Origin of the sequence: Stenotrophomonas sp. SMYL8 (genome assembly GCF_036320065.1) — a bacterium.
Classification (GTDB): domain Bacteria; phylum Pseudomonadota; class Gammaproteobacteria; order Xanthomonadales; family Xanthomonadaceae; genus Stenotrophomonas; species Stenotrophomonas maltophilia_A.
Map to the genome: position 1 here is coordinate 225,441 of NZ_JAWIRR010000003.1, position 20,256 is coordinate 245,696.

The following is a 20,256-nucleotide window of genomic DNA, read 5'->3' on the forward strand; positions in this document are numbered from 1 at the left end:
TTTTTTTGCCTGTAATCCGGCCCTGAGGCTCGACTCTTACTCCTGCAGGGAGGAACTCCGACCCGGTATCGGCAATGATCTTCACAAGGGTGTTGACACCCCCGTAACAACACCCCATAATCTCGCTCCTCGACGCCCAGGTGGCGGAATTGGTAGACGCACTAGTTTCAGGTACTAGCGGGTAAAACCGTGGAGGTTCGAGTCCTCTCCTGGGCACCACGTCGAGAATGAGAAAAACCCGCGAAAGCGGGTTTTTTCATGCCCGTGATTCGGCATCGCCGCGACCGGCGGCCGGCATCAGAACAGCGGTCGCAGCACCAGCTCCAGCCCGAGCAGCAGCAGGAATCCCAGGAAGCAGACCCGGAACACCCGCGCACTGATGCGCTGCCGGATCACCTGCCCCAGCCACATGCCCAGCAATGCCGGCAGCACCGCCAGCGTACTCAGCCCCAGCTGCTGGATGCCGAATGCGCCGTGCAGCACCAGGCCAGTGGTCAGCGAAATCGTCGACACAGTGAACGCCAGTCCCAGCGCCTGCACCAGCTCCTCGCGCTGCAACCCCAGCGACTGCAGGTACGGCACCGCCGGCATCACGAACACGCCGGTGGCGCCGGTCACCACACCCGACAACGCCCCCACCAGCGGCCCCAGCCATCGCTCGCGCCGCTGCGGCACGCGGAACACCGGCGCAAGCAGGGCATAGGCCGCATAAACCACCAGCGCAACGCCCAGCGCAACACGCGACCAGGTGCGATCGACCCGCACCAGCAGCGCTGCCGAACCCAGCGTCACCACCACCACGGCCAGCATCATCGGCCACAGGCGCCGCACGATGTGGCCCAGTGAGGGGCCGGACAACAGCTGCCACGCATTGGTGACGAAGGTGGGGATGAACAGCATCGATGCCGCCGCCACCGGCGACAGCGCGCCACCGAGCAGACCCATCGCCACTGTCGGCAAGCCCATGCCGGTCACGCCCTTGACCACACCGGCCAGCACGAACACCACCACCAGCAGCACGTAGAAGTACATCGATTCATTCATGCCTTCATTGGATCGGCCGGCCGCTCGGCGCACAATGCGGTCTTCCCGGCCTCGCCTTCGGCTGATCCGAAGGCGCAGGCGTTGCGATGAGGGCATCACATGCGGATGGATATCGCCGACCTGCGCCTGTTCCTGGCCATTGCCGAAGCGGGCAGCATCACGGCCGGTGCCGCGCAGGCAAACCTGGCACTGGGCTCAGCCAGTGAGCGCCTGCGCACGATCGAAGCCGATGCCGGTACCCCGCTGTTGAACCGGCACCCACGCGGCGTCAGCCTGACCGAAGCCGGTGCCGCGCTCGCCCACCATGCACGCTTGATCCTGCAGCAGCAGGCGCAGCTGCGCGGTGAACTGCAGGCGTTCGCGCACGGTGCGCGCGGCACCCTGCATCTGTATGCCAACACCGCAGCACTGACCAACTACCTGCCTTCGCGGCTCGCACCGTGGCTGGCCGAACGCCCGCGCCTGCACGTGGAACTGCTGGAGCGCACCAGCCCTGAAGTCGTGCGTGCGATCAGTGCTGGCCAGGCCGAGGCCGGCATCATCAGCGATGCCGTCGACGCTGCCGGCCTGCAGCAGCATGTGGTCGCCGAAGATCCGCTGGTGATGCTGCTGCCCGAAGACCACCGCTTCGCATCGCGGCGCAGCGTGGCCTTCACCGATGTTGCCGGCGAGACCTTCGTCGCACTGGCCGATGGCAATGCACTGCAGACCTACATCGAGGACCAGGCGCGCGACATCGGGCGGCGCCTGGATGTACGCATCCGCATGAAGACCTTCGAAGGCGTATGCATCATGGTCGGCCACGGCATTGGTGTCGGCATCGTGCCGCGGACCATCGCCCGCCAGCATCGGCGCAGCACGCATACCGTCGCCGTACCGCTCGCCGATGCATGGGCACAGCGCCGCCTGTGCGCCTGTTTTGCCGAATGGGCGCAGTTGTCATCGGCGATGCGCAGCCTGCTGCTTCACCTAGGCGTACAGCCGCAGAAAAAGGTGTGAAATGTTGTTGACACATCTTCTGTCGCTCCCCATAATTCACCTCCTGAGTCGCCCAGGTGGCGGAATTGGTAGACGCACTAGTTTCAGGTACTAGCGGGTAAAACCGTGGAGGTTCGAGTCCTCTCCTGGGCACCATGACTCAAGATGATCAAACCCGCGAAAGCGGGTTTTTTCGTTTCCGGGGTTTGGCGAGCCTGGCATCGCATCTACCGCTGGAACTGTCGTATCTAGCACCACCCGGCAGTCGCCTGCTGCTGCATACCTCCTCCCGGCGCGTCGTTACCAGACCTTGAACGGCCTCCTTTTGGGGCGCATTTCACGTTAGCTGTTCAATTCGTACTTTTCCTAGTCGAGATTTACCCGATTCCTTTTCGGTGGAAGGCAGATTTACAGAAGCCGGTTGCAGGTGTATCGCCACGACCTGACCAGCGCCCTCCCCCTTCCCCAAAGGACGCACCCATGCAGCGCAGCATCATCTGCCCTCACTGCCATACCGGCTCGAACCATGGCGTACGCGTATGCGTGGGATGCCAGGCCGAGGTCCACTACGGCGCATCGAAGGAAGCCGTAATGCTGGTCTTTGTTGCCGCCATCATCTGCGGCGCACTGGTCGGCAACCGATTGCAGGCCACGGCTGGCTGGCTCACATGCGGCGCCGTACTTGTGGCGGGAATGTGGGCGATCTCCCGATTGTTCTGCGATCGGGTGGTGTTCAAGCGTGTCTATCGCACGCGCTGAACCTGCGCCACGGCAGGACCCCAAGGACAGGGCCTGTGCGACCCGCGGTGCACAAACAAAAACCCCACCTTGCGGCGGGGTCAAAATACAGCACGTGTTTCCAGGGAGTTTCAGTGTCCGCCACCGGCGGCCGCACCTGCGCCTGCGCCAAACGGCGGCTTGGCCAGCCACAGGAACGCGATGATCGCCAGGAAGATCCAGCCCAGCAGGAAGAAGATGTCGTTGAAGCCCATCTGCGATGCCTGGTGGTTGATCATGTTGTTCAGTACCGCTGCGCCATGTTGCAGGTCGCCCTGCCCCATCGCTGTCACCTTGTCCTGCATGCCCGGCTGATAGACCGAGATGTGCTCGGTCAGGTCGGCATGGTGCACCTGGGTGCGCCGCGCCCACAGCCACGTCGTCAGCGACGCCGCGAAGCTGCCACCCAGCGTGCGCAGGAAGGTGGCCAGGCCTGAGCCCGCCGCGATCTCGCGTCCATCCAGGTCCGACAACAGGATCTGCAGCACCGGCATGAAGAACAGCGCGACGCCGATGCCCATGATCAGCTGCACACCCGCCACATGGTTGTAGTCCACCTGCAGGTTGAAGTTCGAACGCAGGAAGCTGGTCATCGACAACACAATGAACGCAATCGTAGCCAGCATGCGCATGTCGAAGCGCGATGCATACTTGCCCACGAACGGGGTCATGATCACCGGCAGGATGCCGATCGGCGCTGTCGCCAGGCCCGCCCAGATCGCGGTGTAGCCCATGTCACGCTGCAACCACTGCGGAATCAGCAACGCCACGCTGAAGAACGCCGCGTAGGCCACCACCATCGCCAGCGTACCGGCGCGGAAGTTGCGATGCCGGAACAGCTTCAGGTCGACGATCGGATCCTTGTCGGTCAGTTCCCAGATCAGGAACACCGTCAGCGTGACCACGGCCACACACGCCAGCACCACGATCTTCATCGACGAGAACCAGTCCTCGTCGTTGCCCAGGTCGAGCACCAGCTGCAGCGCACCGACACCGATCACCAGGGTGACCAGGCCGACGTAGTCCATCTTCGGCTTCTCGATGTGCTCCGGGCGCCCCTTCAGCTGGTTGCCCACAACGAGCGCGGCGAAGATGCCCAGCGGCACATTGATCAGGAAGATCCATTCCCAGCTGTAGTTGTCGGTGATCCAGCCACCGAGAATGGGGCCGCAGATCGGCGCCACCACCGTGATCATCGCCAGCAGCGCCAGTGCCTGCCCGCGTTTCTCCCGTGGATAGATCGAGACCAGCAGCGACTGCGTGATCGGGTACATCGGGCCGGCCACGAAACCCTGCAGCGCACGCGACAGCACCAGCATGCCCATGCTCTGCGCCAGGCCGCACAGCAGCGAGGTGATGACGAAGGCCAGCGTGGCCCAGACGAACAGCTTGCGTTCGCCGAAGCGGCGGCTGAGCCAGCCGGTCAGCGGCAGCGCGATGGCCGTGCTGACCGCGAACGAGGTGATGACCCAGGTCGCCTGCTGCGAACTGGCGCCGAGGTTACCGGCGATGGTCGGCAGCGAGACGTTGGCGATGGTGGTGTCGAGCACCTGCATGAACGACGCCATCGCCAGGCCCACGGTGCACAGGGCGACGCTGGGCGGCAGGAACCCGGAGGCCGCACCCGGCGCCGCCGGGGCACCCGGAGCACCGGGCGCGGCTGGAGCTTGTGCGGACATGGCGACCTCAGCCCACCTTCGCCTGCTGCGGCAGGTTGCCCTGGATGATCGTGTGGATCACCTCGTCGGCATCATGCAGCTGCTTGGCATACACGTCGGTGTCGAACACCGTGCCCTTGGCCGGGGTGCTCGGCAGCACTTCGCCCTTCTGGTCGCGCAGGCTCACTTCAGCCTTCATCGACAGGCCGATGCGCAGCGGATGTTCGGCCAGCTGCTTGGCATCGATGGCGATACGCACCGGCACGCGCTGCACGATCTTGATCCAGTTGCCGCTGGCGTTCTGTGCCGGCAGCAGCGAGAACGCCGAGCCGGTGCCCAGGCCCAGGCTCTGGACGCGGCCCTTGTACTTCACGTCACCGGCGTACAGGTCCGACTTCAGCTCCACTTCCTGGCCCAGGCGCATGTGGCGCAGCTGGGTTTCCTTGAAGTTGGCCTCGACCCACATCTGCTCGGTCGGCACCACCGCCATCAGGGCATTGCCCGGCTGCACGCGCTGGCCAACCTGCACCGAACGACGGGCGACGTAACCGGTGACCGGCGCGACGATGCCGGCGCGGGCATTGTTGAGGAAGGCCTGACGCAGCTGCGCGGCGGCCGCCTGCACGTCCGGCTGGGTGGCGATCACGGTGTCGTCGACCAGCGCGCGGTTGCGCTCGACGGTCTCGCGCGAACCGGCCACGGCGGCTTCGGCAGCGGCCAGCTCGTCACGGGCATGGGCCAGTTCTTCATTGGAAATGGCGCCGGTGGCGGCCAGATCCTTGCGGCGGGCGAAATCTTCGCGCACGCGCTTCAGGGTCACCTGGCGGGCGTTCAAATCCGCCTGTGCGCCTTCCACGCTGCGGTACAGGCCACGGGTCTGGCGCACGGTCTTGGCCAGGTTGGCTTCGGCCTGCTGCAGCGCCACCGACGTGTCGGACGGATCCAGCTGTACCAGCAGCTGGCCGCGCTCCACGCGCATGCCGTCATCGGCATTGATGGCGACCACGGTACCGGCCACCAGCGGGGTGATCTGCACCTGGTTGCCCTGCACGTAGGCGTCGTCGGTTTCTTCGAACCAACGGCCGAACATGAAGTACCACAGCGCCAGTGCGGCAAGCAGCAGCACGACGATCACGAACAGGCCGCGCAGCAGGTTGCCGCGGCGGTTGGGGGCGGCCGGGGCCGCAGTGTCTTGGGTCTGGCTCATGGCGGAAGTCTTCAGGAATGCGAGGAATCGGAATGGGAGGCGATCGGTGCGCGGTCGGCGTCAGAGGGCTGGAAACCACCGCCCAGCGCCTTGCTCAAGCGCACCGAGGTCTGCACCTGCTGCGACTGCAGGCCGGCCAGCTGCTGCTGCGACTGCAGCAGGGTGGACTGCGCGGTCAGCACGTCCAGGTAGCTGCCGATGCCGGCGCGGTAGCGCTGCTGGGCCAGGTCGAAGGCCGAACGTGCGGTATCCACCGCCTGCTGCTGCGAATGCGCCTGCTGTGCCAGCGAACGCACCGCGTTGACCTGGTCGGCCACGTCGCGCAGTGCATCGAGCACGGTCTGGTTGTAGTTGGCCACCGCCAGGTCGTACTGCGCATCGGTGTTGGCCAGGTTGGCGCGCAGCTTGCCGCCTTCGAAGATCGGCAGGCTCAACGCCGGTCCGATGTAGGCGAAGGTCGAACTGCTTTTCAGCAGATCGCCCACGTTCGGTGCGACGACGCCAGCCAGTGCCGTCAGGTTGAAGCTCGGGTAGAACTTGGTCCTGGCGACCTTGATCTGCTTGTCGGCCGCTTCCACGCGCCAGCGCGCGGCGACGATGTCCGGGCGACGACCCAACAGTTCGCTGGGCAGCACGCCTGGCAGCTGCAGCGCCATCGGATTCAACACCTGCGGGCGCTGGATCGACAGGCCACGGTCCGGACCCTTGCCGACCAGCGCGGCCAGCGCGGTGCGGGCCGCATCGATGCGCTGCTGCGCGGCCTGCACCTGCTGCTGCGCGGCGGGCACGCGGGCCTCGGCCTGGCGCACCTGCAGATCACTGTCGATGCCGGCGCTGCGGCGTTGGCGGGTCAATTCCAGCGACTTCTGCGAGCGGCCCAGCTCTTCTTCGGCCACGTCATTGAGCTGCCATGCATACGCCAGGTCGGCATAGGCCTGGGTGATGCCGGTGGACAGGTTCAGGCGTGCAGCCTGGGCTTCGACAGTGGCGGCATGGGCGCCGTCCACGGCCGCTTCCCAGGCAGCGCGCTTGCCGCCCCACAGGTCCACGCCATAGCTGAAATCAAACGCGACCTGGCTGCTGCCAGCGTAATGGCCACCCATCTCGCTGCCGGCCATCGACTCGGGCAGGCGCAGACCGGTGTAACCACCGGACACCGACAGGCTCGGCAGGCGATCGGCACGCGCGGTACCGACCTGCGACTGCGCCTGGCGCAGGCGCGCATCGGCAGCGTCCAGGCTCGGGTGGCCAGCCAGGCCCTCGGCGACCAGCGTGTCCAGCTGCGCATCGCCCAGTGCCTTCCACCAGTCCTGCGCCGGGAAGCCGGTGGCGCTCAGGTCGGTGTCAGCCAGGGTGCGTTCGCTGTGCAGGCTGTCCACGTCGAGCACGTGGCCCTGCGGGTTGAGGCCACGACTGCTGGCGCAGGCGGCCAGGGCCAGGGCCAGCGCTGATACCAGCAGCGCGCGCCCGGACCGGCGGAGAGTGGATTGCGGGATCGGGTTCATGGGGTCGTCAGGGAATCGCGGATTCGGGTAAGGAGGGACAGCAGCTGCGTGCGCTCGTCGGCGGAAAGATCACGCAGGGCGTAATCCATCACCGCGTCGCCACGCAGCTTCAGCCGCGCCCACAGTGCGCGGCCTTCATCGGTCAGCACGATCTGCAGCGCACGCCGGTCCTGGGCATGCGGTTCGCGGCGGACGCAGCCCAGCGACTCCAGCTTGTCCAGCAGGCGGGTCACCGCACTGGGCACCTGGTCGATGGCCTGGGCCAGCTCGTTGGCCGTGCACGGAGCCATGTTGGAAAGCACCTTCAACCCGATGTAATGGGTGAAGCCGATACCCAGGTCTTCTTCAGCCATGGATGCGTCGAGTTGACGGACCAGGCCGTCGCGCACCTGGCGCAGCAGCAGGCCGAAGCTGGGGGGAGTGGTTGCAGGACAGATCATGGGGGAGCATTCTCTTCCAAAAAAAATATTTCTCAATGGAAATATTCGATCTGGCATCGAATGCTGTGTTGCAGCAGCGGGCTGGATCAACGAAGGCGCCTACCTTAATGATCTGGTCAGGTGGCCCGGTAGTACAATTCAGCCAATGGATGACACATTTCAGCCAGCGGATATGATGAACAAGGCAGAAATCCCCCCTCCCAAGCGGTTGCTGCGCGACGACGCCCTGGATTGGTTCGAGCGCAATGACGGCCCTCCGGTTGTCGCCTTCCGCTTCGACAGCCCCTTGGGCCTGGTCCGTGAAGTGGACTGGCACCACCATCAGCGCGCGCAGCTGATCTGCGTCGAACGCGGCCTGTTGACCACCCGCACCTCGCACGGGACGTGGTCGCTGGCGCCAGGCTCGGCCGGCTGGATGCCGCCGCTGGAGCCGCACACGGTCACCCTCGACGGCCCGCTGCGTGGCTGGGGCATGGCGCTGGCCGCACCGGCCTGCGCCACCCTGCCCGCCGATCCCTGCGTACTGGACCTGTCCAAGCTGGCGCAGGCGCTGGCCGACCGCATCTGCGAATGGCCGCTGGGCTACGACACCACGCCCGAGCGCCAGCACATCATCGAGGTGCTGCTGGACGAGATCCGTACCGCGCCGCGCCAGCGCATGCACCTGCCGATGCCGCATGACCGGCGCCTGCTGAAGATCGCCTCGCAGCTGCTGGCCGACCCGTCCGACGAGCGCAGCCTGGCCGAATGGGCGCACTGGGCCGGGCTGTCGCCGCGCAGCCTGACCCGCCACTTCCGCGACGAGACCACGCTCAGCTTCGCCCAGTGGCGGCAGCAGGCCCGGCTGTCCGAAGCCCTGCGCCAGCTGACCGACGGCCGCAGCGTGGCCGATATCGCCCACGCGCTGGGCTTCAGCAGCGCCAGCGCCTTCGTCACCGTGTTCCGCCGCCACTTCGGGCTGCCACCGGGGCGCTACCTGGCACGGGCCGGACACGGCCTGGAAACCGGGCTGGACCCTGCGCGCGGCTTGGCATCCCCCGCCGCATCCGGATAATCACAGGATTGCGAGCGGCGACCGCCGTCGCCGCCTCCCGACAACAGGTAACAACGCCGCATGACCGAACTTGCCCGCCCCGTGTTCCACGGATTCGAACAACTGCCGCTGCGCGAGTACGCCGAACGCGCCTACCTCGACTACTCGATGTACGTGGTCCTGGACCGCGCCCTGCCGTTCATCGGCGACGGCCTGAAGCCGGTGCAGCGCCGCATCATCTATTCGATGAGCGAGCTGGGCCTGAATGCCGCGTCCAAGCCGAAGAAGTCCGCGCGCACCGTCGGTGACGTCATCGGTAAGTACCACCCGCACGGCGACAGCGCGTGCTACGAGGCGCTGGTGCTGATGGCGCAGCCGTTCTCGTACCGCTACCCGCTGATCGAGGGCCAGGGCAACTTCGGCTCCAGCGATGACCCGAAGTCGTTCGCGGCGATGCGTTACACCGAATCCAAGCTGACCCCGATCGCCGAAGTACTGCTGGGCGAACTGGGCCAGGGCACCACCGACTGGGCACCGAACTTCGACGGCACCCTGCAGGAACCGACCTGGATGCCAGCGCGGCTGCCGCACCTGCTGCTGAACGGCACCACCGGCATCGCCGTGGGCATGGCCACCGACGTGCCGCCGCACAATCTCAACGAGATCGTCAGCGCACTGCTGCACCTTCTGGACAACCCCGATGCGACCGTGCGCGACCTGTGCGAGCACGTGCAGGGCCCGGACTACCCGTCCAGCGCCGAGATCATCACCGCCGCCAACGATCTGCGGAACATCTACGAGACCGGCAACGGCAGCGTGCGTGCGCGTGCGACCTTCAACAAGGAAGCCAACAACATCGTGGTGACGGCGCTGCCGTTCCAGGTGTCGCCGTCGAAGGTGATCGAGCAGATCGCCGCGCAGATGCGCGCCAAGAAGCTGCCGTGGCTGGAAGACATCCGCGACGAATCCGACCACGCCAACCCGGTGCGCGTGGTGCTGGTGCCACGTTCCAACCGCGTCGACGCCGACCAGCTGATGGGCCACCTGTTCGCGACAACGGACCTGGAGCGCAGCTACCGCGTCAACCTCAACGTGATCGGGCTGGACGGCCGTCCGCAGGTGAAGAACCTGAAGATGCTGCTCAGCGAATGGCTGACCTTCCGCAGCAACACCGTCACCCGCCGCCTGCAGCACCGCCTGCAGAAGGTCGAGCGCCGCCTGCACCTGCTGGAAGGCCTGCTGGTCGCCTTCCTCAACCTGGACGAGGTGATCCACATCATCCGTACCGAGGACGAACCGAAGGCGGCGCTGATCGCGCGCTTCGGCCTGTCCGAGGAACAGGCCGAGTACATCCTGGAAACCAAGCTGAAGCAGCTGGCCCGCCTGGAAGAGATGAAGATCCGCGGCGAGCAGGACGAGCTGGCCAAGGAACGCGAGAAGATCCTCGGCATCCTCGACAGCAAGGCCAAGCTGAAGAAGCTGATCCGCGACGAACTGACGGCCGACGCCAAGAAGTTCGGCGACGCGCGCCGTTCGCCGCTGGTGCAGCGCCAGGCCGCGCAGGCCATCGACGAGACCGAGCTGGTGCCGAGCGAGCCGATGACCGTGGTGCTGTCGGAAAAGGGCTGGATCCGTGCCGCCAAGGGCCACGACGTCGATGCGTCCGCCCTCTCCTACCGCGACGGTGATGCGCTGCAGGGCGCGGTGCGTGCGCGCAGCACCCAGCAGGTCGCGTTCCTCGACAGCGAGGGCCGCGCCTACTCGACGCCGGTGCACACCCTGCCCTCCGCGCGTGGCAACGGTGAACCGCTGACCGGCCGCTTCTCGCCGGCCGCGGGCACCAGCTTCGTGACCCTGGCCAGCGCCGAGCCGGACACCCGCTTCGTGCTGGCCTCCACCCACGGCTACGGCTTCGTCACCCGCTTCGAGAACCTGATCGGCCGCAACAAGGCCGGCAAGGCGATGCTGAACCTGTCAACCGGTTCGACCGTGCTGACCCCGTCGGTAGTGGCCAACGTCGCCACCGACCGCATCGTGGCGGTGACCAGTTCGGGCAACCTGCTGGCGATCGCCGCCAACGACCTGCCGGAACTGGACAAGGGCAAGGGCAACAAGATCATCGAGATCCCCAAGGCCAAGCTCGCCACCGAACGCGTGGTCGCCATCGTAGCGATCAGCCCGGGGCAGACCCTGCAGGTACGCAGCGGCCAGCGCACGATGGGGCTGAAGTTCAACGAGCTCGACGCCTACCTCGGCGCCCGCGCCACCCGCGGCCACCTGCTGCCGCGCGGCTGGCAGAAGGTGGAAGGGTTGTCGGTGGAGTAAAGGCTGGGGCCTTGCTCCTGGTGGGTGTCAACCTTGGTTGACACGCCTTGCCGGAGACCAGACACGAAAAAGCCGGGGAATTCCCCGGCTTTTTCGTTGTCGGCTGGCGGGCGGTGGAGCGGCTGGCTGGCGAAAGCTGGCTGGCGATGCTCCGGTGCTGGCGGGCGACAGAACGCTGTGCTTCTTCTGGTAGACCCGACCGCTGGTCGGCTGTCTTTTGAAGAGCAGCCGACCAGCGGTCGGCTCTACCGGGTGGTCACCGGGCATGGCCCGGCGGCGCCTGCGGCTCAGTGCGCCGGGGCGCCGTTGCCGTCGATCTTGCTCAGCTGGTACAGCTCCAGGCCGATGCGCTTGATCAGGCCCAGCTGCTGCTCCAGCCACCAGGCGTGGTCTTCCTCGGTGTCCTTCAGCTGCGCCAGCAGCATGTCGCGGCTCACGTAGTCACCCTTCTCTTCGCACAGCTTCATGCCGGCGGCGAGATTGTTCCGAACCGCGTATTCAGTGTCGAGATCCTTCTGCAGCATCTCTTCCACGGTCTTGCCCGGCTCGGTGGCATGCGGGCGCATGTCCGGGTCGCCGCCGAGGAACAGGATGCGGCGCAGCAGCGCGTCGGCATGCTGGGTTTCCTCTTCCATCTCGTGGTTCAGGCGTTCGTACAGCGCGAACAGGCCCTGGTCCTCGTAGCGGCGGGAATGGATGAAGTACTGGTCGCGGGCAGCAAGCTCGCCGCGCAGCAGTTCCTTCAGGCAGGCGATGACGTCCGGGTTGCCTTTCATGGGGGGGCTCCTGTGAATCGATGTGGCATAGGGTGCCGCATTTCAAAATACGGTGATCTAATCGGAATCAGTCGCAGTTGCGCCTGCGGCTACAATCAGCCCACGAGTTCGGAAAGGACGTGCGATGCGACGTACATGGCGTTGGGTGCTGGGTGTGTTGGTCGCCATCGTGCTGGTCACCGCACTGGCCCTGTGGCTCCTGCTGCGCAGCAGCCTGGCCGACCTGGACGGCGAGCATGCGCTGCCGGGCCTGGCCAAGCCGGTCACCATCGAGCGCGATGCGCTGGGCGTGGTCACCATCACTGCCGGCAGCCAGGCCGACGCGATGCGCGCACTCGGCCATGTGCATGCGCAGGAACGCTATTTCGAGATGGACCTGATGCGCCGCAGTGCCGCCGGCGAGCTGTCGGCATTGTTCGGGCCGAAGGCCATTGAAGCTGACAAGCGCATGCGCGTGCACCGCCTGCGCGCCCGCACCGAGGCGCATCTGGATACCGCGCTGGGCGACAACGGCGCGGTCGTGCGCGCCTATGTGGATGGCGTCAACGAAGGCCTTACCGATCTCTCCGTGCGGCCATGGGCCTACCTGCTGCTGCGGCAGTCACCGCAACCGTGGCAGGCCAGCGACAGCGTGCTGGCCGGGCTGGCCATGTACGCCGACCTGCAGGACCCGAACAACCAGACCGAGCTTGCCCTCAGCCGCATCCGTGCGGTGGTGCCGCCGGCGCTGTACGCGCTGATTGCCCACGACGGCACCGAATGGGATGCACCGCTGTTTGGCGAAGCCACCGGCAATGCGATTCTGCCCGATGCCAGCCAGCTCGATCTGCGCACATTGAAGGGAAAGCCGGGCACCGAGCAGGAGGAGGCGGACGTCATCGGCAGCAACAACTTCGCGGTGGCCGGCGCACTCACCGCGGACGGCCGCGCCATCGTCGCCGACGACATGCACCTGGGCCTGCGCGCGCCTGGCCTGTGGTTCCGGGTGCGCCTGCGTTACCCCGACCCGCAGGCTGCCGGCGGCCAGGTCGACGTCACTGGCTTCTCGCTCCCTGGCCTGCCGGCGGTGATCGTCGGCAGCAACGGGCACGTGGCCTGGGGCTTCACCAACAGTTACATCGACACGGCGGACTACCGCACGGAACCGGCCAACGCCACGGTGACCGTGCACGAAGAACGCATTGCGGTGGCCGGCCAGGCCGACGTGCTGTTCCCGGTACGCGAAACCGCCTGGGGGCCGATCCTGCATACCCATGCCGATGGCAGTGGCGATGCCCTGCGCTGGGTCGCACACCTGCCCGGCGCGGTGCGCCTGGACTTCGCTGACCTGGCCCGTGCCGGTGACCTGGACGGTGCACTGCACTTCGCCGACCGCGCCGGCATTCCCGCGCAGAACCTGGTGGTCGGCGACCGCAGCGGCCGCATCGCCTGGCGGCTGATCGGCGCCCGCCCCGACCGAGGCCCCGGCTGTGCGCCGGCCGGCTTCACGGCCGCCAGCAACCAGGACTGCGCGCCGTGGCCGATCCGCAGCGATGCCTCGCCTGCATTGATCGATCCCCCCAACCATCGCCTGTGGACCGCCAACGGACGCGTCCTCGACGGCGAGGCGCTGGCCAGCGTCGGCAACGGTGGCTATGACCTCGGCGCGCGTGCGCAGCAGATCCGCGACCTGCTCGCCATCCAGGACCGCTTCGACGAACACGACCTGCTGGCGATCCAGCTCGATGATCGCGCCGTGTTCCTGCAGCGCTGGTGGGCGTTGCTGCATGACGTCATCGAACGCAGTGACGATCCTGCGCTGAAGCGGTTGAAGTCCGTCAGCCACCAATGGGGCGGCCGGGCCTCGGCCAGCTCGGTCAGCTACCGGGTGGTGCGCGCGTTCCGCACGCAGGTGATGGATACCCTGTCCGAAGCACTGCTGGCACCGGCCAACGCACAGCTGGGCGATGACTATCTGGACCCGCGCCTGGCACAACTGGAAGGCGTGGCCTGGCCGATGCTGCAGCAACGCCCCGCCAACCTGTTGCCACCGGCCTACGACAGCTGGGACGCGCTGCTGCTTGATGCCGCACGCCGCACCGAAAGCGAGCTGGCCAAGCAGGGCCCACTGGCCCAGCGCACCTGGGGAGAGCGCAACACCGCGGCGCTCTGCCACCCTATCGCGCGTGCATTGCCGGACATCGCCAAGCGCTGGCTGTGCATGCCCGCCGATCCCCTGCCCGGTGACCGTGACATGCCGCGTGTGCAGACGCCGAACTTCGGCGCCTCCGAACGCATGGTGGTCTCGCCCGGCCACGAGGCCGACGGCATCGTGCACATGCCCGGCGGCCAGAGCGGCCATCCGCTGTCGCCGTACTGGGGCGCCGGCCACGAAGACTGGGTGCATGGGCGGCCGACACCGTTCCTGCCCGGCAAGGCGCAGCACACGATGACGCTGGTACCGGCGCGGTAGCGGTAGTGCCGGCCGCTGGCCGGCCTCCAAGCCCGGGTGGCCAGCCTCATGAGGCTGCTGGCCAGCGGCCGGCCCGCCCCGCCAGCGCTCAGCCCCGGCGCCGCTCGATCAGGTTCAGCAGCGGCCCGGTCATCGCCGTGGTCACCAACGCCATGATCACCAGCACCGCGAACAGCCGATCGCCGAGCAGGCCCAGCTCGTAGCCCAGGTTGAGCACGATCAGCTCCATCAGGCCACGGGTGTTCATCAGCGCCCCCAACCGCCACGCTTCGCGCGTGGGCATGCCCGCACTGCGCGCGGCACTGAAGGTGCCCAGCAGCTTGCCGGCCGTGGCCACCGCGATCACCACCACGCACAACACGATATCGCTGGCCTGCAGCGCATCGGCGCGCATGCGCAGGCCGGTCATGGCGAAGAACAACGGCAGCAGCAGGGTCACCGCGAACGGTTCGACGCGGGCCATCAACAGGTCGCGCAGCTGCGCGTTGGACGATACCGCGACGCCCGCAGCGAATGCACCGAACAACGCGTGGATGCCCAGCATCTCGGTGACCAGCGCACTCGCCAGTGACAGCAGCAGGACACCCAGCAACCAACGTCCCTCACGGCCCGGCGTAATCTGCTGGCGGGCAAACCACGGCTTCACCAGCCCCAGCATCAGCGCCACGAACGCGACCACGCACAGCAGGTTGAGGCTGGCCGGCAACCAGCCGCTGGCCTGGGCGGCGGCGACGATCAAGGCCAGCAGGCACCAGGCGGTGGCATCGCCCAATGCCGCGCAGGCGATCGCGGTCTGGCCCAATGGCGTCTGTGTGATCCCACGATCGGCAAGGATGCGCAGCAACACGGGGAACGCGGTGATGCTCATGGAGATGCCGACGAACAATGCGAATGCAGTGAAGCCCACACCCTGCGGACCGTGCTGCGGATACAGCCAGATCGCCAGCGCCACGCCGAGCACGAACGGCACTGCAATACCGGCATGGCTGACCGTGAAGGCGAAGCGCCGGCGGCCACGCAGCGCCGCCAGGTCCAGCTCGGCACCGGCTACCAGCAGGAACATCAGCACGCCCAGCTGGCTGAGCATGCCCAGCGGACCCAGCGAGCTGGCCGGGAACAACGCACCATGCAGCTGCGGCAGCAGGCTGCCGAGCACCAGCGGCCCCATCATCAGGCCAGCGGCCATCTCGCCGATCACCGCCGGTTGTCCAAAGCGCTTGAGCAGCGCACCGGCGCCCTTGGCCACCAGCAGCAGCACCAGCAGCTGCAGCAGGAACAGGCCCAGTGGGGACGCCAGATGCTGAGCCCAGCCGCCTTCAGCGGCGGCGGTGGCGCGGGCAACCGCCTCGGGCGCCGCCGGCCCGGCATACCGCGCCAGCAGTACGCCAGCCAGCAACGGCACCCCGGCCCAGGCCAGATAACGCCATCCCCATTTCGTGGGCGGCACGTCGCCACCTGCCTGTACGTCCATGAACATTCCCCAATGCGCAGGGGGCGATCATACAAAAAGGGGACGGAGGGGATTAAGTCGTTAGTGGCACAAACGACTTAATCCCCTCCGTCCCCTTTTTGAGGGCTTAGGCCAGTGCCTGTTTGTGCACGCCGGCGATCGCGCGGCCCGACGGATCTGCCGCCGCGGCGAAGCTGGCGTCCCAGGCAATGGCGGCCGGCGACGAACAAGCGATCGACTTGCCGCCCGGCACGGTCTCGGCCGCCGCACGGCTGGGGAAGAACTGCTCGAACAGGTGGCGGTAGTAGTACGCCTCCTTGGTCTGCGGCGGGTTGTGCGGGAAGCGCTTGTCGGCCGCCGCCAGTACACGGTCGCTCACCTGTGCTTCGGCATGCGCCTTCAGCCCATCGATCCAGCCGTAGCCAACGCCATCGCTGAACTGTTCCTTCTGCCGCCACAGGATGCTGTCCGGCAGGTAGCCGTCGAACGCCTCGCGCAGCACCGCCTTTTCGATGCGACGCCCGCCAAAGCCGGCGCCGACCATCTTGTGCGCGGCATCGAAGCGCATCGCCACATCAAGGAACTCACGATCGAGGAACGGCACGCGCGGCTCCACGCCCCAGGCCATCATCGACTTGTTGGCGCGCAGGCAGTCGTAGTTGTGCAGCGCGTCCAGCTTGCGCACCAGCTCGTCGTGGAGTTCACGTGCATCCGGCGCCTTGTGGAAGTACAGGTAGCCACCAAAGATCTCATCGCTGCCCTCGCCGGACAGCACCATTTTCACGCCCATCGCCTTGATCCGCCGTGCCAGCAGGAACATCGGCGTCGAGGCGCGGATGGTGGTGACGTCGTAGGTTTCGATGTGACGGATCACTTCCGGCAGCGCGTCGAGGCCTTCCTCGAAGGTGTATTCGAAGCCGTGATGCACGGTACCAAGTGCCTCGGCAGCGATCGCCGCGGCCGCCAGATCGGGCGAGCCCTTCAAGCCGATCGCGAACGAATGCAGGCGCGGCCACCAGGCTTCGGTCTGCCCGCCATCCTCGATGCGGCGACGCGCATAGCGCGCGGCCACCGCCGCCACCAGCGACGAGTCCAGGCCACCGGACAGCAGCACCCCATACGGCACGTCACTCATCAGCTGGCGCTCCACCGCATGCTCGAACGCCTGGCGCAGTTCGGCCAGGTCGGCCTGCCGGCCCTGCACGTCGGCGTAGTCGCGCCACGGCTGCTGGTAGTAACGCACCAGCTCACCACGGGCGCTGTCGAAATAGTGGCCCGGCGGGAACTGCGCGACGTCGGCACAGGTATCGACCAGTGCCTTCATTTCCGAGGCGACGCGCAGCCGTCCCTGGGCATCGTGGCCCCAGTACAGCGGCACCACGCCGACCGGGTCACGCGCCACCAGCACGCGCCCGCTGTCGCGGTCCCACAGCGCGAAGGCGAAGATGCCGTTGAGCTGTTCCAGCCACTGCGCCGGCGAAGCGCCCTGGCGGTACAGCGCGTTGATCACCTCGCAGTCCGAGCCGGTCTGGAAGTCGTAGGCGGTGGTCAGCGCCGCCTTCAATGCCTGGTGGTTGTAGATCTCGCCGTTCACCGCCAGCGCCAGCTGGCCATCGGCCGACAGCAGCGGCTGCGAACCACCGGCCGGGTCGACGATGGCCAGCCGCTCATGGACCAGCAGCGCACCTTCGTCGAGGTACACGCCGCTCCAGTCGGGGCCACGGTGGCGCTGGCGCTGCGACAGTTCCAGCGCATGGCGGCGCAGGGCGGGAAGATCGTCACCGGCCTGCAGGCCGAAGATTCCGAAGATCGAACACATGGGAGAGCTCCTGTTGGGGGATTTCACGGGTGGGAGGGTGTTCGACCGGCCATCCAGGCCCGGGTGGGGCTGCGCCCGGGCACAAAAAAACCCGCATCGGCTGATGCGGGTTTTCTGGTGTCCGGGCGTGTGTTGCTGTCTATCTACCCAGGGCGCAGTCCCGCATCGGCCGCGCACGATTATTCGCGCGCAGATTATTGCGGTTGTTGTTATTGACGGCGGTGGCCAGGCGGATCGACATGGCATCGACCCTACCCCGGTTTCCGGCACGGCGCAACCGTTGCGTTGGCAACCACTCCCCGGCGCACATAATGGCCCGCCGTGAAACGTGTAATGGAAATGCAACACCGCACTGGACGCAACGCGGCGCTGGCCGCCCTGCTCTGCCTGGGCCTGGCCGCCTGCCAGACCCTGCCTCCGCCCTCCACGTTGCCGCTGGCGCAGCAGCAGGCACTGGAGCGACGCGGCACCGACGGCAGCTTCGACGGAGCCTGGGACACCGCGCAGACCTTCGAACGTTTCAACGATCCGCGCGCCGTCGCCTACTACGAGCGTGCTGCCGCGATCACGCCCTGGACCTTCCACAACACCAAAGCGGAAGAAGCACTGGGCCGGATCTGGATCTCCGGCAGGCTGCAGCATGCCGGCAGCCCCCACATCAACCCGGCACCTGTCCTGCGCGCGTCCTGGCGACGTGGCGAACGCGCGTATCTGGCGGCTGCCAATCACGGCAATCCCTATGCGTTCTACGGGCTCGCCAAGGCCTACCGCCAGCGAGGCGACGCGCAGCAGGCGCTGCGCTGGGACCTGCGCGAAATGATCTACAAGCGCTACCCGAGTTCATCGTCGCGACTGCCGGATGCGGTGGCCGCACAGGGTGACACCGTGCATCCGCTGGTGGCGCAGATCCAGCGTCGTGCCGAGCACGGCGACACCGAAGCGCAGGTCGACCTGGGCGCGCTGCTGGAAAAGGGCATGGGACTGCCGCGCGATCCGGTGCGTGCGCTGCAGCTGTACCAGCGCGCCGGTGAGAAGGGCAATGTGTTCGGCCAGTACTTCGCCGGTCTGCTGCTGGGCCGCAGTGCGCCGGGTGTGGAGAAAGACACCGACGCGGCGGCGCGCTGGTTCGCCAGAGCCGAGGCGCAACACTTCTACATGGCCGCGCCAAGTTACTGGAAGAAAGCGGTCGAGCCGCCGTTCTTCATTTTTTCCGAGTAGAGAAGCGGCCCCGGCGGGAGGCGTGCCGACCAACGGTCGGCACCCACCCTCGCGGGATTCATTCCGTCATGGGGTTCCCACCAGCAGCCGTTCCACCAGGCGCTGGTACAGCCCCGGCAACGCTTCCAGATCGTCCACGCGCACGTTCTCGTCCACCTGGTGGATGCTGGCGTTGACCGGCCCCACTTCGATGCACTGTGCACCCAGTGGTGCGATGAAGCGTGCATCTGACGTGCCGCCGCCGGTGCTTTCTTCCGGCGCACGGCCGATGTGCTCGGCCAGCACCGCACGCGCGGTGGCGCGCAGCGTGCCTTCCGGGGTGTAGAACGGCTCGCCGCTGCGGTGCCACTTCAGCGTGTACTGCAGGCCATGGCGGCCCAGCAATGCGGTGATCTCCGCCTCCAGCTTCGGTGCATCCCAGTGCGGGTTGTAGCGGATGTTGAAATCCACCTCCAGCTCGCCGGGAATCACGTTGTTGGCACCGGTGCCGGCATGGATGTTGGAGACTTGCAGGCTGGTCGGCGGGAAACTCTCGTAGCCGTCATCCCAGCGCCGCGCGCTCAGTTCGGCCAGGGCCGGAGCAGCCTGGTGAATCGGGTTGCGCGCCTTATCCGGGTACGCCACGTGGCCCTGTACGCCCTGCACGCGCAGCTTGGCCGACAGGCTGCCACGACGCCCCACGCGCAGCAGGTCACCCAGGATCGCGGTCGACGACGGTTCACCGGTAATGCACCAGTCGATGCGTTGGCCGCGCTCGGCGAACAGCCGTGCAACGTGACGCACACCATCGATGGCATCGCCTTCCTCGTCGCTGGTCAGCAGTACCGCCAGCGTGCCAGGGTGATCGGGATGTGCGGCGACGAACTGCTCGGCGGCGACCACGAACGCCGCCACGCTGCCCTTCATGTCGGCGGCGCCACGGCCGTACAGCACGCCGTCACGGATCTGCGGCGTGAACGGGTCGCTGGCCCAGGCCTCGCGCGGGCCCGTCGGCACCACGTCGGTATGGCCCAGCAGCACCAGCACCGGCGCGCCCTGGCCATGGGTCGCCCACAGGTTGTCGACCTCGCCCAGGCGCAGGTGATCGCACTGGAACCCGGCCTGCTTCAGGCGTGCCGCCAGCAGTGTCTGGCAGCCAGCATCATCCGGCGTCACCGAGGGTCGTGCGATCAGTTCGCAGGTCAGGTCGAGGACCGCACTCATGCGTCACCCACGCCGAAGCGGGCCTTGAAACCGTTGTCGCTGAAGCCCTGGCTGACCGTGCCATCGGCCGTGACCACCAGCGGACGCTTGATCAGCTGCGGGTATTCACGCAGCAGCAGCTTCCATTCGGCCTCGGAGTCGGCGGCCTTGCGGTTGTCCGGCAACTGCCGCCAGGTGGTGGACGACTTGTTCACCATCGCGGCCAGGCCCCCCAGCTGCCCAGCCCACGCCAGCAGTGTTTCTGGGCTCGGCTTGTTCTCGCGGTAATCGACGAAGGTGTAAGGCACGCCGAAGCGGTCCAGCCACTTGGTCGCCTTCTTGCAGGTATCGCAGTTCTTCAAACCGTAGACAGTGGTGCTCATGGCCATCTG

At 66.8% G+C, this 20,256-nt stretch carries 16 protein-coding genes and 2 tRNA genes; 8 read left to right on the forward strand and 10 right to left on the reverse strand.

The window, feature by feature from the left end; genetic code table 11:
* Positions 1-134: 134 nt before the first annotated feature.
* Positions 135-219 (forward strand) — tRNA-Leu (locus V3B25_RS04840).
* Between the two features lie 78 nt (positions 220-297).
* Here V3B25_RS04840 and V3B25_RS04845 read toward each other — a convergent pair.
* Positions 298-1,044, reverse strand: a complete 747-nt coding sequence (locus V3B25_RS04845) for a sulfite exporter TauE/SafE family protein (protein WP_329810211.1) — start codon at positions 1,042-1,044, stop codon at positions 298-300.
* Between the two features lie 99 nt (positions 1,045-1,143).
* Between V3B25_RS04845 and V3B25_RS04850 the strand changes: the two genes are divergently transcribed.
* The 3 genes from V3B25_RS04850 (at position 1,144) to V3B25_RS04860 (ending at position 2,781) form a co-directional block, all read left to right on the forward strand.
* Complete coding sequence (locus tag V3B25_RS04850) at positions 1,144-2,043, forward strand: LysR family transcriptional regulator (RefSeq protein ID WP_277778643.1); 900 nt, start codon at positions 1,144-1,146, stop codon at positions 2,041-2,043.
* Positions 2,044-2,093: 50 nt separating this feature from the next.
* Positions 2,094-2,178 (forward strand) — tRNA-Leu (locus V3B25_RS04855).
* Between the two features lie 324 nt (positions 2,179-2,502).
* Entirely contained in the window at positions 2,503-2,781 is a 279-nt protein-coding gene (locus tag V3B25_RS04860) for a hypothetical protein (protein WP_032127919.1), read from the forward strand.
* 110 nt (positions 2,782-2,891) lie between these two features.
* Here the strand turns inward: V3B25_RS04860 and emrB are convergent, their stop codons facing one another.
* The 4 genes from emrB to emrR are packed head-to-tail and all read right to left on the reverse strand — an operon-like array spanning position 2,892 to position 7,609.
* A complete protein-coding gene (gene emrB / locus V3B25_RS04865; protein ID WP_049421614.1) occupies positions 2,892-4,478 on the reverse strand; it encodes a multidrug efflux MFS transporter permease subunit EmrB in 1,587 nt (528 codons plus the stop codon).
* 7 nt (positions 4,479-4,485) lie between these two features.
* Positions 4,486-5,664: a multidrug efflux MFS transporter periplasmic adaptor subunit EmrA gene (gene emrA / locus V3B25_RS04870; protein ID WP_049421616.1), complete on the reverse strand. Its 1,179-nt coding sequence runs from the start codon at positions 5,662-5,664 to the stop codon at positions 4,486-4,488.
* An 11-nt stretch (positions 5,665-5,675) separates the two neighbouring features.
* Positions 5,676-7,169: a multidrug efflux transporter outer membrane subunit EmrC gene (gene emrC, locus V3B25_RS04875; RefSeq protein ID WP_329810216.1), complete on the reverse strand. Its 1,494-nt coding sequence runs from the start codon at positions 7,167-7,169 to the stop codon at positions 5,676-5,678.
* Positions 7,166-7,609, reverse strand: a complete 444-nt coding sequence (emrR, locus tag V3B25_RS04880) for a multidrug efflux system transcriptional regulator EmrR (RefSeq protein ID WP_032127923.1) — start codon at positions 7,607-7,609, stop codon at positions 7,166-7,168. The genes emrC and emrR overlap by 4 nt, the downstream gene beginning before the upstream one ends.
* Before the next feature lie 172 nt (positions 7,610-7,781).
* On the opposite strand from emrR, the gene V3B25_RS04885 reads away from it, so the two are divergent.
* Positions 7,782-8,663, forward strand: coding sequence for a helix-turn-helix transcriptional regulator (locus tag V3B25_RS04885; protein ID WP_329810219.1), 882 nt, complete (start codon positions 7,782-7,784; stop codon positions 8,661-8,663).
* Positions 8,664-8,723: 60 nt separating this feature from the next.
* Positions 8,724-10,967, forward strand: coding sequence for a DNA topoisomerase IV subunit A (gene parC, locus V3B25_RS04890; RefSeq protein ID WP_329810221.1), 2,244 nt, complete (start codon positions 8,724-8,726; stop codon positions 10,965-10,967).
* Positions 10,968-11,254: 287 nt separating this feature from the next.
* On the opposite strand, the gene bfr is transcribed toward parC, so the two are convergent.
* The gene (bfr, locus tag V3B25_RS04895) at positions 11,255-11,743 is read right to left on the reverse strand and encodes a bacterioferritin (RefSeq protein ID WP_004151115.1); all 489 of its coding nucleotides are present in this window, start codon (positions 11,741-11,743) and stop codon (positions 11,255-11,257) included.
* Positions 11,744-11,867: 124 nt separating this feature from the next.
* Between bfr and V3B25_RS04900 the strand changes: the two genes are divergently transcribed.
* Positions 11,868-14,195 carry a penicillin acylase family protein gene (locus tag V3B25_RS04900; protein ID WP_329810223.1) on the forward strand — a complete coding sequence of 776 codons (2,328 nt, stop codon included), beginning with the start codon at positions 11,868-11,870 and terminating at the stop codon, positions 14,193-14,195.
* Positions 14,196-14,283: 88 nt separating this feature from the next.
* Here the strand turns inward: V3B25_RS04900 and V3B25_RS04905 are convergent, their stop codons facing one another.
* Together V3B25_RS04905 and asnB are read right to left on the reverse strand one after the other, a co-directional pair.
* Positions 14,284-15,672: a cation:proton antiporter gene (locus V3B25_RS04905; RefSeq protein WP_329810225.1), complete on the reverse strand. Its 1,389-nt coding sequence runs from the start codon at positions 15,670-15,672 to the stop codon at positions 14,284-14,286.
* A 100-nt stretch (positions 15,673-15,772) separates the two neighbouring features.
* Entirely contained in the window at positions 15,773-17,464 is a 1,692-nt protein-coding gene (asnB, locus tag V3B25_RS04910; protein WP_329810227.1) for an asparagine synthase B, read from the reverse strand.
* A gap of 339 nt (positions 17,465-17,803) precedes the next feature.
* Here asnB and V3B25_RS04915 point away from each other — a divergent pair, with 339 nt between their 5' ends.
* On the forward strand, positions 17,804-18,682 hold the full coding sequence (locus V3B25_RS04915; protein ID WP_107433389.1) for a tetratricopeptide repeat protein: 879 nt from the start codon (positions 17,804-17,806) through the stop codon (positions 18,680-18,682).
* A 66-nt stretch (positions 18,683-18,748) separates the two neighbouring features.
* Here V3B25_RS04915 and dapE read toward each other — a convergent pair whose 3' ends face one another.
* A complete protein-coding gene (dapE, locus tag V3B25_RS04920; RefSeq protein ID WP_134952040.1) occupies positions 18,749-19,885 on the reverse strand; it encodes a succinyl-diaminopimelate desuccinylase in 1,137 nt (378 codons plus the stop codon).
* Positions 19,882-20,253 carry an arsenate reductase gene (locus V3B25_RS04925; RefSeq protein WP_180838119.1) on the reverse strand — a complete coding sequence of 124 codons (372 nt, stop codon included), beginning with the start codon at positions 20,251-20,253 and terminating at the stop codon, positions 19,882-19,884. Before V3B25_RS04925 ends, dapE begins: the two co-directional genes overlap by 4 nt.
* Positions 20,254-20,256 lie beyond the last annotated feature (3 nt).